Genomic DNA, 14,483 nt, shown 5'->3' with positions numbered 1-14,483 from the left:
TATGAAAGTAAATTTTAATGTGTATTTTAAGGATTTCGACGGTAGCGTGCTGTTGATTGATAAGAAACCCCAGTGTATGGGAGTCATAGTCTCCCAGTGCCTGTTCAACGGTACCGGTTTCCGTCCGAGCGGTAATATTCAGACGGATAATGAAAAGAAATTACATGCTTACAGTCTTTGCATGAGGATTATGGGTTCCGATGCGGATGTGGATCTGACATCGGAGGATGCGGTTTTGATAAAGGAAGCTGTCACCGGTCTTACTCCGGGCTGTTATTCCCAAATAGTGAAACAGATAGAAGGGTAATGGAGGATTAGCCATGACAAATGCGGAAAAACAGGAGATCCTGAACGCTATCAAGGCCGAGAGCCAGAGCGTTGATGAACTTGTGGAGGTCAGCTCCCTTGACAATATCAAAAGTCTCCCCGCCCTTCGCGGCAGTGAGCTGGTGAGTGCTCCGCTTACCCTTTTGCGTAAACCGGCCGATGATGCCGCTGCCACGGCGAATGCGTCTGCCACGAAAGCGGATAATGCTGCGGCTTTGGCGAATAAAGCTGCGGGTATGGCGTCTGATGCGGCCGGTACCGCCAATCAGGCTGCTGAAACTGCAAATTCCGCCGCGGCAGCGGCATCCGCGGCTGCGAAACAGGCGGAGGATGCCGCCGCCGGTGTGAACGACGGTTTGGTCGGTGGCATGACGGTCGTCCCTGATGAGGAGAACGACACGGTGAAACTCACCCTGCTGGGGAAGACCGGGACGGAGATTGCCTCCGTTGATATTCCCGGTGGTACGGGCGGTGGCGGTAACACGTATAATGTGACGGCGGAAGTCCCTTTGGAGAGCGGTTATTATGTCCTTTCCTCCGCGATCGGTGCCGTGGATGAGAAATACCGTTACAAGGGCCGTTGCATCACCTATGAAGTCTCGCAGGGCAAATGGGAGACCAAACAGTTCGTGGGGACAAGTCTGTCGAGCTGGGAGCAGGAGGCGAGCTGGGAGGACTTCGGCGGTGCCGGAACGATGAAGAGCCTGACGGTGAACGGCGAGAAGAAAGTTCCCGACAGCGAGGGCAACGTGGATCTGACCATCGACAAGCTGGAAGTGGACGAGAGCCTGGATGCCGACAGTACCAATCCCGTCCAGAACAAGACCGTCGCCGCCAAATTCCAGGAGGTGGAAGCCGGTACCGTGTTCGGCATGAGCGCGGAAGTGAGCGACGACGAGAGCAGTGTCCGCCTTGCGCTGACCAACAAGAGCGGGGCGGAGATCGCGAGCGTTGACATCCCGGCCGGCAGCGGTGGCGGCGGTGAGTCCTCCACCACCAAGATCGTGCTGCTTGCCGAGACCGACAAGAAAACCGTGAAGGAAGGCGGAGCGGTGAAACTTACCTATACCTATGACCACCAGGTTGCCGGCGGTGATGACAAGGGTAGCAGTACCGGACAGAAAGCGACCGTCACCATCCAGGTGAAGCGCGGGACGACCACCACTTATTCCTCCTCGCTGAAGGAAGTGAGCAAGGGTACCTATACCCTTGACCTGACCAAATACCTGCTGGTGGGTACGAGCGATATCTACGTCATTGCCGAGACTACCGATCCCACCACGGGCAAGGCGCAGAAGAAGCAGGCGTACGTGAGCGTGAAGAGCGTCACCCTGTCCCTTTCCTGCGGTTACAACCTGGCGGCCACCATCCAGAACGGCGGTTACGGTACCTATGATTCCGCGAGTATACCCTACGCCGTGAGCGGTACCGGCACGAAAACCGTCAGCCTGTACGTGGACGGTGTACAGCAGAACGCGCATACGGTCACCCGCAGCGGCACGACGAACGGCAGTTTCGAGGTTTCCATGACCGGCCTGTCCGTGGGGCGGCATACCGCCCAGCTGGTGGCCGAGATGGAAACTGACGACCTCACGCTGAAAAGCGAGAGCATCCATATCGACCTGCTGAAGGCCGGAACCGGCGCGCCCTTCATCGGTTTGAAGCTCATTCATGCCGACGGGCATGTCCTCGGACGGGACGAGCATCTGGAGCCGGTCCTTGAAGCCGGCCGCTACGAGAAGCTCACTTTCGACTGGGTGGCCTATGATCCCGACCGTGTGCCCGCTGAAGTGGAGTTCTGGAAAAACGGCGTCAAGAGCAGTACCGTGAGCGCTCCCCGCAGCATGATGACCTACAGTAACCGGTTTACCGAGGAAGGCACGCAGACGCTTGTCCTGAAAGCCGGTCCGACCGGGTACACTTTGCGCATCGACGTGGGTGAGAGCGGTATCGATATCAGCGAGGCCACCTACGGCCTGGCGGTCAAGCTTGACGCGGCGGGCCGCAGCAACGGGGAGAGTAACCCCGGAACATGGGAGTCGAACGGCGTGGAGACCACGTTCGAGGGTTTTGACTGGAGCAGCAACGGCTGGACGGGTGAGGCGCTGAAGCTGACCAACGGTGCGAAAGCCGTCATCGGCTACCGGCCCTTTGCCACCGATGTGAAAAGTACGGGGCTGACCATTGAACTGACCCTCCGGGTAAGCAATCCCACTGACAGCGATACCGCAGTTGTGGACTGTCTCGACAGTGGCAAGGGGCTTTATATCACCCCTTCGGAAGCGAGTTTCAAGACCGGTGAGAAAGTGTCCTATACCAACGAGGACGACGAGCTGGTGGAGCGTGAGATCAAGCTGGGCACGAATTATGTGGAAGACCGGTGGATCAAGGTGGCCCTCATGGTGGGTACCCGCAATGAGAGCCGTCTGATGGAGCTTTATGTGGACGGCAACCGTACCGGTGCCGACATCTACGACAACGCCTTCAGCTTCCGCCAGGACAATCCGAAATATATCACCATTGACAGCGCCGGGGCGGACGTGGAGGTAAAGAGCGTGCGTATCTATACCCGCCGGTTGAGTGACGACGAGGAACTGGAGAACCGGATGGTGGACAGTGCGGACGGTGAGGAGATGATCGCGCTGTATGAGGAGAACGATATCCTGGGTGATACCGACACTGTGGATATGGACAAGCTGCGTGCCAAGGGCAAGGGGGTGCTGCGTATCGTGCGCCAGAACAAGCTCGATGACGTGTATGCCGAGAACAACAAGAAGACGGACTTTTCGGCGGATATCTTCTATTACTCCCCTTTCGGATCCGAATACGACTTCGTGCTTCGTGACTGTTATATCCGTATTCAGGGTACCAGTTCCACGAAATATCCGAGCAAGAACATCCGTATCTATATCAGCAAGGGCGGCACGAACCTTAGCTTCACCGTTGGCGGCAAGGAGCAGGCGGAAAAGAAATATCCCGTCCGTCCCGGTGGCATCGCCATGAACCTGATCTGTCTGAAGAGTGATTATTCCGACTCGTCCATGTCGCTGAACACAGGCGGTGCCAAACTGTTCAACGACGTGCTGAAGGAGATGGGGCTTCTCACCCCTCCGCAGCGTTACCAGTACGAGACGGGCGGCAGCGATTTGAACGCGGTCACCGTGCGTACCGCTATCGACGGTGTGCCTATCGACATGTTTGTGGCGGCTGCGGAGGACGGCGAGAACAACTATGTGGGGCAATACAACTTCAACAACGAGAAAAGCAAGAGCGGCGACCTGTTCGGCCTTAGTGGCGTGGAGGGTTACGATCCTGCCTGTCCCCTCACTCTGGAAATGCTGAACAATACCGAGGCCATGTGCCTTTTCAAGACCACAAGTGACGCTCATCTGGAGGAGGTGTTTGATGCCGGTGCCGAGACCAACGTTCCGGATGATGTGAAATGGGCGGGCCTTGACGAGTCGCAGCGTACGGCCGTGAAACGGCTGTACGCATGGATACGCTCGTGTGTTCCGGACGGTGCGACGAGCGCCGACCTCTCCACTTTTAAGAGCGAGAAGTTCAGGGACGAGATAAGTGACTATTTCGACAAGGCTTTCCTGCTGACGTATTACCTCTGGACGGACTATTTCCTTGCCGTTGACCAGCGTGCGAAGAACATGATGCTGCGCACGTGGGACGGCCTGATATGGTACATCACCTACTACGACGGTGATACCCAGATGGGAAAACGTAACGACTGTTTCCTGGTGTATGACTACACCACCGACCGCGACACTTATGACGCCGAGGCCGGGAAATATGCCTTTGAAGGCCGTGACAGCTGGCTTTGGAACCTCGTTCTGGCCAACCTGGACGCTGACCTGAAGACACAGGCGCAGGCTCTTCGCGGTGTACTTACCACCAGCCGTGTCCTGGACATGCTGAACGTGGAGCAGGCGGGCAACTGGTGCGACCGTGCCTATAACAAGAGCGGCGAGCTGAAGTACATCCTGCCCGCCACGCAGGAGATGTACGGCAAGGTGTGGCCGTTCATCTACGCCCTTCAGGGCAGTAACCGTGCGCACCGTGAATATTTCGTGCGTAATCGTTTCGCCCTTCTGGATGCTAAGTACGGCACGAGCAATTTCACCAGTGACAACATCGACCTCTATCTGGCACGTACGGCTGCTGACACCCCCGACGTGCTGAAGATTACGGCCAACGAGGTTTATGCTTTCGGCTACGGTACGAACAACAGCCCGAATATAGGGAATACCGGCATCATCAAGAAAGATGCGGCTGCGAGCCTTTCCATCACCGGTGCCTATACGGTGAACGATCCCTTGAGGGTTTATGGCGCGAGCCGTATGAAGGTGCTGGATATGAGCGGGGCCGCCGACCACCTGAAAAACGCTTTCGACCTGGGCAAATGTACCGTGCTGCGCGAACTGAACCTTCAAAGTTTCGGCAACGGCAGTACCGGCTGGTGGTTGAACATCGGCAACTGCAAGCAGCTACGTAAACTCAACCTTCGTAACCAGGCACAGGCGAAAACCGGGGGAAGTACCAGTACCGAGCTGGATTTGAGTGCGCAGACCAAGCTGGAAGAACTTGAGGCCCGCGGTACGCAGGTGCAGAGCGTGGTGCTAGCCAAGGGTTCTCCCGTGACGCTGCTCCACCTTCCCGGTACACTGACCAGCCTCCGTCTGGAATATCTGGGCAGACTGACCACCGGCGGGCTGACATTGGAAAGCTACAGCAAGGTGAAGACCTTCATCTTTGACAGTTGTCCAGGTATTGACTGGGAAACCCTGCTGGGCCGTTGCACGGGTGTGGAACGTATCAGAGTAACCGGTATTGACCGCGAGGATGACGGTACGTGGCTGGATAAGTTTGTCGGGATGGGCGGTGTGGATTCCGATGGCAACACTACGGACACGTGCGCCTTGGTGGGTACGGTACAGCTCACGCGCTACATTGATGACGATACGTACAGCGCTCTGAAGGCGCACTTCCCGGAACTGAATATCCGGCAGCCGGAATACACGATGATCGAGTTCGACGACGAGGTATCGGATGACGCGAACGTGAGCAACCTTGACAACGGTACCGGCTACAAGTATGACAACGCGTATGAGGTGAGCGGTCATATTTCCGCCATCCTGAAGCAGCGTCACCGTGTACTTGCTAAAGTGACTAAAAAAGCGACGACGCGGGGTGTGAACATGGCGAACGTTGATACCACGGTGAACAACCTGGACGGTGAGATGACCTACTACCCGCTGGACGACACGGACAGCAACAAGTACGCCGACGGCACGGCTGCCAGACTGGACGGCACTGAAGGTGACTGGATGATGTACGAGCCCTTCTTCTGGAGCAAGGGTATCAATGATTACCTGAACGGCAAGCATTACTCCTGTTACAGCAGTAACGGTTCGGATAACATGCCTTCCGTTCCGGATGCTGACGTCCTTACGCTTGACGACATTAAGGGCACGAGTGGCGGTTATCTTTCCGGTCGTAAGATCATGAGCGGAAAGGATACGCTTTCGAACAGCTACAGTACTGACAGTACGTATTCGGTATGCAAGGTGAACGTGGACGGTTACAAGCGTGTGCGTTTCCCGAGCGTTCCCGGTACAAGCCTTGTCGGAAGCATTTTCACAGACGATTCCGGCACGGTCATCAGTTCAATCGTCGTCCCTACCTTGAGCAACAAGTTCGAGGCCGGTATGTACCTGATTGCCGATGTTCCGGAGGGTGCCACTGCTCTTCACTTCTCCATTCTGAACACGGCAGAGTTCGATAAGGTTGTCCTTTCTAACAGTGACAGGATCGAGGATATGGAACCCGAATGGGTGCCTAATGACGAGCACTTGTGTGCCGTTGTGGGCAGCAGTGTTGTCGGTTCCAAACTTCGCGCCTGCATTACCGGCGGGAGCACTACGGCGAGCATGACCTGGGCTGATTTCCACTATTACAGTGTCCAGCGCGGTATGCAGCAGATTGATGCCCTTATGCACTCGCGCATCGCGAATCTTTTCTACGCGAAGTACGGTCGTCGTGACAGCCAGGAACAATGCGGCGCGGGCTCTCACACGAACAACCGTACTACGGGTGGTACTGCCAGCCGCGGTATGACGGACACGATCGGCTACGAGGAAGCCTCCTCAATCAACCCTAATGTGACGAACAGCCTGATAGAAAACTCCGTCCACCAGTATGCGTGGTACCGTGAGAAGGATGACTACGGCGGGGCCACGGTTACGCAGGTGAATAATATTTGCTGCCTTGGCTACGAGGACATCTATGGTCATAAATATGACATGATGGACGGCGTGGATCTTCCTAATGACACGGGCAATTCCGGGAAGTGGCGCATCTGGATGCCTGACGGCAGTACCCGCCTGGTTAAGGGTTCCGTGAGCTCCGGTATCTGGATTACCGCCGTGGCGCATGGCAAATATATGGACGTGATTCCGGTGGGTTCCGTTTCGGGTTCCTCCTCGACAAATTACTGCGACATCTACTACATATCCACTGCCTCCAGCCGTGTGGTCTTTCGTGGCAGCTACAGCGCGAACCCGGATGGCGGTGTTTCGATGTCGAATGCGAGCAACGATTCCTCGAATACGTACACGAGCATCGGTTCTCGTCTGGCCTTCCGCGGCCGGCTCGTTAAGGCGTCGAGCGCCGTGGCGTTTAAAGCGATAAGCGAGGTTGCATGATCGGCCGCGTAAAGCGTCAAAGCGGGAGCGAAGCGACAAAACATCCGGTGTTCCCCGAGCAGGGGAACGCTGTTCATTACGGGCGTCAGCCCGTCGAAAAATATTTTTTTGACGTCAGGTTTTGTATCTGTTTGTTAAATAATAATTTGAAAATAGTACTTTTGCATTTGAAAGGTGGCGCCTCCCCATAGGCCGTGTGGTCTATCGTGGCAACAACAACGCGAACCCGAATGGCGGTGTTTCGATGTCGAATGCGAACAACGATTCCTCGAATACGAACACGAACATCGGTTCTCGTCTGAACAACAATCGAAAGGAAATTTTAATCGGCGTACAACACCGGGGACTTGTCCCCACCGTGGTGCCGAGGGGGGCAAGCCGCAGTAACAGCGGTCCGTAAGGGCCGGAAAACTGAAAAATAAAGTGTCGGGTAGGGTTTGGTAGGCCGGAAACGGTTCGAAGAAGCCGGGCCCGGGGGATTGAAGGCCCCGTATTAAAAGCAATAAACAGTAATTTATGCGCAGGGTTGGGTATATCATCGAGGAGATCGTGGAGCCTTCCAACATGGAGGCTTCCTTCCGGCAGGTCCTTCGCGGCAGCAAGCGTAAACGCAGCCGCCAGGGGTGCTATCTGCTCGCGCATAAGCCCGAGGTGTTGGAGGAGCTGGCCGCGCAGATCGCATCCGGTACTTTCCGCGTGAAGGACTACCGTGAACGCGAGATCATCGAGGGCGGCAAGCTACGCCGCATTCAGGTGATCCCGATGAAGGACCGCATCGCCGTGCATGCCATCATGGCGGTGGTGGACCGCCATCTGCGGAAACGTTTCATCCGTACCACCTCCGCCAGTATCAAGAGACGGGGGATGCACGACCTCCTGGCGTATGTCCGCCGTGACATGGCCGAAGACCCTGATGGTACACGTTACTGTTACAAGTTTGACATCACCAAATTCTACGAGAGCGTGAAGCAGGATTTTGTGATGTATTGCGTCAGCCGGGTGTTCAAGGACGCAAAGCTCGTGACCATGCTGGAGAGCTTTATCCGCCTGATGCCTGAAGGTCTGAGTATCGGCCTGCGCAGCTCGCAGGGGCTGGGCAATTTGCTTTTGTCTGTGTATCTGGACCATTATCTGAAGGACAGGTATGCCGTGCGTCATTTCTACCGCTATTGTGATGACGGCGTCGTACTGGGTAAAACGAAAGCGGAACTGTGGAAGATTCGTGATGCCGTCCACGGGCGCATGGAGTGTGCCGGTCTCCTGGTGAAGGGGAACGAGCGCGTGTTCCCGCCGGGCGAGGGCATCGACTTTCTGGGGTATGTGACTTTCGGTGCGGACCATGTCCGCCTTCGCAAGCGCATCAAGCAGAAGTTCGCCCGAAAAATGCACGAGGTAAAATCGAGAAGGAGGAGGCGTGAGCTGATAGCGTCGTTCTACGGGATGGCCAAGCACGCCGACTGTCATACGTTGTTTAAAAAATTAACAGGCAAAGACATGAGATCATTTAAAGACTTGAACGTTTCCTACAAGCCGGAGGACGGCAAGAAACGTTTTCCCGGGGTGGTGGTAAGCATCCGGGAGCTGGTGAACTTACCGATTGTGGTGAAGGACTTCGAGACGGGCATCAAGACCGAACAGGGCGAGGACCGCTGTATCGTGGCCATTGAGATGAACGGTGAACCGAAAAAGTTCTTTACCAACAGCGAGGAGATGAAGAACATCCTCTTGCAAGTGAAGGATATGCCCGACGGCTTCCCGTTCGAGACCACCATCAAGACGGAAACCTTCGGCAAGGGTCGAACTAAATACATATTTACATGAAACGGGTAGAAGGAACATCCGGGATAAAACTGATCGAGTGCGTGAGCCCGGCACGCAACAGATGGCGCATCCGCTGGGATGTGCAGGAACGTGAGGACGGAGCCGCCTCCTACATGGAGGAAGGCTTTGTCGGCAGACCTCACATGGATACTATAAAGTCCGTCATTACAGACTGGTGTAATGAGCAAATTGACCGTGAGATACTTTCCGGTTTTCTCTATGAAGGTATGCCGGTATGGCTGTCAAGTGAAAACCAGTTCAATTATAAGGCAGCGTATGATCTGGCCGTACAGACTGGTGGTGCTACGCTTCCCGTGACATTCAAGTTCGGTACGGATGAGGTTCCCCAATATCGGGAGTTCGTCACACTGGAGGAACTGACCGATTTCTACACGAAAGCCATGAAGCATGTTCAGGACACGCTGTCTGACGGCTGGAGGAAGAAAGACGCTTTTGATCCGGAGAAGTACCGGGTGGAATAAATCCTTCGGGGGAGGATAAGAAAAAAGCCCCCGGCCTGTTAAAAAGTAACGCCAATCACTTTTATAAACATGAAACGCCAAACCGCGCGACCGGGGGCAAATACCCTCTGTCACGGTTTGACGTTTTTTTTGTTGTCTAAAAAATGATTGGCGATGCAAAGATATAATTTTTTTGTTGTATGAAAGTGATTGAGATATTAAACTTTAACCGGGAGCTGTTGAAAAGGCTTCAGGCGGCCGGCATCCGTCTGGAAGATGCCCGGTATATCGACCTGTACGCGGACTATACCCGCCTACTCGATCAAGGTGAAAAAGTCTCGTATGCTGTGGCCGTATTGTCCGAAAAGTATTCGGTGAGCGAACGCAAGGTTTATGCCTTGGTGAAACGATTCCAGAGCGACTGCAAGACGCTTGCAGTGTGAACGGGTTGTTTTATGTCGTAGGGAGTGCCGTTTCCCCTTATCTTTAGGGTGTTTCAAATTTAGAAGGAGGAAATGGCTATGAACAAGTATTACCGTATTCTGGACAAGATTCTTGCCACGGGAAAAACACAGACCAACAAGAAGGGAAATATACAATACCTTCTGAACGAGCAGCTGTCACTGACACCGGCGGACCTGCTTGACATATTCGAGGGGCATAATATCGCCCGCAAGAAGCTCCGCAGCGAGTTGCAGTTATTTATGCAGGGTGAGCGCAACGTGGAGAAGTACCGGGAGGCCGGCATCAACTGGTGGGACTATTGCGGCTCCATCCTGGTGAACAGTTACCCGACCTATTTCGAGAAGCTGCCTCCGTTGATAGCGAAAATTAACCGGGAGAGGCGCAACAGCAAGAACTACGTGCTTTTTCTGGGCGAAACCGGTGCCGAGAGCAACCAGGCACCCTGTTTGAGTCTGGTACAGTTCCAGTTAGATGGCGGTGAACTGGTTCTGTCCGCCTACCAGCGCAGCAGTGACGCAAACCTCGGGCTACCTTCCGATATTTACCACCTGTACCTGATGGCGCGGCAGATAGAACTTCCCTTGAAGTCGATCACTCTCTATCTGGGCAATGTACATATCTACGAGAATAATATCCCGGGCACCCGTGCGCTGATCGCCGGTGACGAGACGGTCCGCTTCGGGTTGAACGTGTAGTTTGCTGTATATGTCTTGCAGCGGGAACAGTTCATGTTTCCCGCTGTTTTTCGTTTATTCTGGGGACCTTTGCGGCCGTTTTAAAGCAGAATGAAATGAGAAAGATGTATTTGTCCGCCCCGCTTCCTTTCGTGGGGCAGAAACGCATGTTTGCGAGGGAATTTATCAAGGTGCTGGGACAGTTCCCGGACAGCACCGTGTTTGTGGACTTGTTTGGCGGCTCGGGCCTGCTGTCACATATTACCAAATGTGTCAGGCCTGATGCCACCGTTGTGTATAATGACTTCGACAACTACCGCTGCCGACTTGTAAATATCCCGGCCACCAATGTGCTGTTATCCGATTTGCGTCGGATAGCTGAAGGGGAACCCAGAAACAAACGTATAACCGGGGAGGTTCGCGATAAAATGTTTGCTCGTATTGAGAGGGAAGAAAAAGAGCACGGTTACGTGGATTATATCACGGTTTCCGCATCCTTGTTGTTCGCCATGAAATATGTGACCAGTTTGGAAGGAATGAAGAAAGAAGCCATCTACAATAGGATTCGGCAGACAGACTATCCCGAAGCAAAGGATTATCTGGAAGGACTGACTATAACCAGCGAAGACTACAAGGAAGTATTCAAACGTTACAAAGATGTTCCGGGTGTGGTGTTCCTGGTTGATCCGCCGTACCTCTCCACCGAGGTGGGTACTTACAAGATGTTCTGGCGTCTGGCTGACTATCTGGATGTACTAACCGTTCTGAAAGGGCATTCGTTCGTGTACTTCACCTCGAACAAGTCCTCCATTTTAGAACTGTGCGACTGGATGGACCGAAACCCATTTGTCGGCAGCCCATTCAAGGAATGCAGGAAAGTGGAGTTTAGTGCAAGCGTAAACTATCAAGCTAAATATACAGACATGATGCTGTACACGAAGCCGGATGAGGTGTCAGGTATAGCAGCCTAACAATTGCATAAAGATAGGAAATTATTTTGAATCTGCAATGGCTTTTAAATGATATTTTAAAGCCATTTAAAGAGGGTTCAAGTGAAAGAAAAACGGTGGGCTTTGATCATGCTGAATAGGACCGCGCTCACCGTTTTTCTTGTACGCGTCGTTTTTGTACTTTTTGAAACGCATCGTTTTTGTTAAGCGGCACGTCTGGTTTTTCCGGATTTACCTTCATTATGCGGGCGCTCTTCATCTATTAGAAAAAGGCGGCTTTGATTTGGGCATAAAGAAGTGGGTTGAACTTGTCAGCCTGCGGATCGAGAATCCTAAAAAAGAATGATATTCTGATTTTGTATATAGAGTCTGATCGGTATACTCAGTATTTATCCGGCATATCTATATGGAATAGTCAACCGTTAGACTGCTTAGAACAAGTATTCTAACGGTTGACAATAAATTCTCTTGCTTTTATAATATTTTTCTATATATCCTGTTAATTACTCTATTAGTCATGCCCAATTAACCATTCCAATTAATCCATCCTCTTTAATAATCCTCTTTAATCCACCCCTTTAATAATCTCCTTTTGTAATGTCCCTTTGTGGTATATCCCTAGTATTCTTTTTACATTTCGTTCTTTTTCTTGTTTTCCTTCTATATCATCTTCTTGTCTCTTTCTTCCTGTTGTCTTTTTCTCAGCTGTAATTCGACTGTAATTTTGTTATTTCTTTCTTCTGCATCTTTTTCTCTCTTGCGTGCACCTACGCGCCCGCGTGTGATATAATAATGTGTCTCATGTGTACCGTTTCCGCCGCCAATCCACTCATGATAAAAAATCATGTTCTACAACATCATTATCCTTCAGCACTTTAGCAGATTCTTTCAAAAAAACTTAGAAAAAAGAGTTTAATATATTTGGATTGTATACTAAAAGGGTGTACTTTTGCATCCGCTTTCCAAGAGAAGAAAGCCTTGCAGAATTGACATAGTGAAAAAGCGAAATTGCGCTTAAAGAAAAGAACAAAAAACTTCCGAAAAGTTTTGGAGTATAATAAATAAAGTTCTTATCTTTGCAGTCCGATTCGCAAAGAAAACGGCCTTTGTTTTTCTTTTATACATTCTTTCCCTTTCGCATAGAGAGTCTGAGAAATGAGTAAAAAGAAAAAAAATAAAAAAAACTTCCGAAAAAGTTTGGTGGTTAAAAATAAAGCCTTTACCTTTGCACCCGCTTTTGAAACGAAAGCAGCAAGTTCTTTGAAATATTGATAAACAATACAAGTAGTACAAGTAAAAAAATAGAACCGTCAATACTTGTCCGAGAGAGCAGCAATACGTTTGAAGAAAATAGGTATTTGAATAAGGTCAATAAATTTACGGCATCCTGAACAGAGCAAAAAACATCTTAATAGATGAAAAAGATACTTTTACAATGAAGAGTTTGATCCTGGCTCAGGATGAACGCTAGCTACAGGCTTAACACATGCAAGTCGAGGGGCAGCATTTTAGTTTGCTTGCAAACTAAAGATGGCGACCGGCGCACGGGTGAGTAACACGTATCCAACCTGCCGATAACTCGGGGATAGCCTTTCGAAAGAAAGATTAATATCCGATAGTATATTAAAACCGCATGGTTTTACTATTAAAGAATTTCGGTTATCGATGGGGATGCGTTCCATTAGTTTGTTGGCGGGGTAACGGCCCACCAAGACAACGATGGATAGGGGTTCTGAGAGGAAGGTCCCCCACATTGGAACTGAGACACGGTCCAAACTCCTACGGGAGGCAGCAGTGAGGAATATTGGTCAATGGACGAGAGTCTGAACCAGCCAAGTAGCGTGAAGGATGACTGCCCTATGGGTTGTAAACTTCTTTTATATGGGAATAAAGTTTTCCACGTGTGGAATTTTGTATGTACCATATGAATAAGGATCGGCTAACTCCGTGCCAGCAGCCGCGGTAATACGGAGGATCCGAGCGTTATCCGGATTTATTGGGTTTAAAGGGAGCGTAGGTGGATTGTTAAGTCAGTTGTGAAAGTTTGCGGCTCAACCGTAAAATTGCAGTTGAAACTGGCAGTCTTGAGTACAGTAGAGGTGGGCGGAATTCGTGGTGTAGCGGTGAAATGCTTAGATATCACGAAGAACTCCGATTGCGAAGGCAGCTCACTAGACTGCAACTGACACTGATGCTCGAAAGTGTGGGTATCAAACAGGATTAGATACCCTGGTAGTCCACACAGTAAACGATGAATACTCGCTGTTTGCGATATACAGTAAGCGGCCAAGCGAAAGCATTAAGTATTCCACCTGGGGAGTACGCCGGCAACGGTGAAACTCAAAGGAATTGACGGGGGCCCGCACAAGCGGAGGAACATGTGGTTTAATTCGATGATACGCGAGGAACCTTACCCGGGCTTAAATTGCATTTGAATAATCTGGAAACAGGTTAGCCGCAAGGCAAATGTGAAGGTGCTGCATGGTTGTCGTCAGCTCGTGCCGTGAGGTGTCGGCTTAAGTGCCATAACGAGCGCAACCCTTATCTTTAGTTACTAACAGGTGATGCTGAGGACTCTAGAGAGACTGCCGTCGTAAGATGTGAGGAAGGTGGGGATGACGTCAAATCAGCACGGCCCTTACGTCCGGGGCTACACACGTGTTACAATGGGGGGTACAGAAGGCAGCTACCTGGCGACAGGATGCTAATCCCAAAAACCTCTCTCAGTTCGGATCGAAGTCTGCAACCCGACTTCGTGAAGCTGGATTCGCTAGTAATCGCGCATCAGCCATGGCGCGGTGAATACGTTCCCGGGCCTTGTACACACCGCCCGTCAAGCCATGAAAGCCGGGGGTACCTGAAGTACGTAACCGCAAGGAGCGTCCTAGGGTAAAACTGGTAATTGGGGCTAAGTCGTAACAAGGTAGCCGTACCGGAAGGTGCGGCTGGAACACCTCCTTTCTGGAGCGATGTCGTAAGACGATGCAATTCTACATGAATAATGTAAAACGGCCATCGTTAAAAATAATGACTTTAAAGGTTCTGTTTTTTGTACTACTGGTACTTGTTTAT

Annotated in this window: 8 protein-coding genes and 1 rRNA gene; 8 read left to right on the top strand and 1 reads right to left on the bottom strand. The window is 51.7% G+C overall.

Features of this window, described 5'->3' with window-relative positions:
* The first annotated feature begins 1 nt into the window (after nt 1).
* The 7 genes from KFO40_RS19340 to KFO40_RS19310 all read left to right on the top strand — a co-directional run bounded on the left by KFO40_RS19340 (nt 2) and on the right by KFO40_RS19310 (nt 11,432).
* Complete coding sequence (locus KFO40_RS19340) at nt 2-307, top strand: hypothetical protein (RefSeq protein ID WP_005943920.1); 306 nt, start codon at nt 2-4, stop codon at nt 305-307.
* Nucleotides 308-320: 13 nt separating this feature from the next.
* Nucleotides 321-7,040 (top strand): hypothetical protein, encoded by a 6,720-nt coding sequence (locus tag KFO40_RS19335; protein WP_211146710.1) that lies wholly within the window; start codon nt 321-323, stop codon nt 7,038-7,040.
* A 516-nt stretch (nt 7,041-7,556) separates the two neighbouring features.
* A complete protein-coding gene (locus tag KFO40_RS19330; protein ID WP_149936358.1) occupies nt 7,557-8,861 on the top strand; it encodes a reverse transcriptase domain-containing protein in 1,305 nt (434 codons plus the stop codon).
* The gene (locus KFO40_RS19325) at nt 8,858-9,343 is read left to right on the top strand and encodes a hypothetical protein (protein ID WP_211146709.1); all 486 of its coding nucleotides are present in this window, start codon (nt 8,858-8,860) and stop codon (nt 9,341-9,343) included. Before KFO40_RS19330 ends, KFO40_RS19325 begins: the two co-directional genes overlap by 4 nt.
* A gap of 179 nt (nt 9,344-9,522) precedes the next feature.
* Nucleotides 9,523-9,765: a hypothetical protein gene (locus KFO40_RS19320; RefSeq protein WP_004326021.1), complete on the top strand. Its 243-nt coding sequence runs from the start codon at nt 9,523-9,525 to the stop codon at nt 9,763-9,765.
* Nucleotides 9,766-9,837: 72 nt separating this feature from the next.
* Complete coding sequence (locus KFO40_RS19315) at nt 9,838-10,482, top strand: thymidylate synthase (protein WP_004326020.1); 645 nt, start codon at nt 9,838-9,840, stop codon at nt 10,480-10,482.
* A 95-nt stretch (nt 10,483-10,577) separates the two neighbouring features.
* Nucleotides 10,578-11,432 (top strand): DNA adenine methylase, encoded by an 855-nt coding sequence (locus KFO40_RS19310; RefSeq protein WP_004326018.1) that lies wholly within the window; start codon nt 10,578-10,580, stop codon nt 11,430-11,432.
* 639 nt (nt 11,433-12,071) lie between these two features.
* Here KFO40_RS19310 and KFO40_RS19305 read toward each other — a convergent pair.
* Nucleotides 12,072-12,257: a hypothetical protein gene (locus KFO40_RS19305; RefSeq protein WP_211146708.1), complete on the bottom strand. Its 186-nt coding sequence runs from the start codon at nt 12,255-12,257 to the stop codon at nt 12,072-12,074.
* Nucleotides 12,258-12,843: 586 nt separating this feature from the next.
* On the opposite strand from KFO40_RS19305, the gene KFO40_RS19300 reads away from it, so the two are divergent.
* Nucleotides 12,844-14,372 (top strand): 16S ribosomal RNA (locus tag KFO40_RS19300).
* The last annotated feature ends 111 nt before the right edge of the window (nt 14,373-14,483 follow it).

The organism is Bacteroides sp. 1001302B_160321_D4 (assembly GCF_015667765.1).
GTDB lineage: Bacteria > Bacteroidota > Bacteroidia > Bacteroidales > Bacteroidaceae > Bacteroides > Bacteroides xylanisolvens.
Note: the sequence above shows the minus strand (reverse complement) of the source record. Positions and strands in the feature narration are given on the sequence as shown.

Coding starts and splice junctions, on each gene's coding strand:
- KFO40_RS19340 (WP_005943920.1), top strand. CDS start 2: ATGAAAGTAAATTTTAATGTGTATTTTAAGGATTTCGACGGTAGCGTG.
- KFO40_RS19335 (WP_211146710.1), top strand. CDS start 321: ATGACAAATGCGGAAAAACAGGAGATCCTGAACGCTATCAAGGCCGAG.
- KFO40_RS19330 (WP_149936358.1), top strand. CDS start 7,557: ATGCGCAGGGTTGGGTATATCATCGAGGAGATCGTGGAGCCTTCCAAC.
- KFO40_RS19325 (WP_211146709.1), top strand. CDS start 8,858: ATGAAACGGGTAGAAGGAACATCCGGGATAAAACTGATCGAGTGCGTG.
- KFO40_RS19320 (WP_004326021.1), top strand. CDS start 9,523: ATGAAAGTGATTGAGATATTAAACTTTAACCGGGAGCTGTTGAAAAGG.
- KFO40_RS19315 (WP_004326020.1), top strand. CDS start 9,838: ATGGCTATGAACAAGTATTACCGTATTCTGGACAAGATTCTTGCCACG.
- KFO40_RS19310 (WP_004326018.1), top strand. CDS start 10,578: ATGAGAAAGATGTATTTGTCCGCCCCGCTTCCTTTCGTGGGGCAGAAA.
- KFO40_RS19305 (WP_211146708.1), bottom strand. CDS start 12,257: ATGATTTTTTATCATGAGTGGATTGGCGGCGGAAACGGTACACATGAG.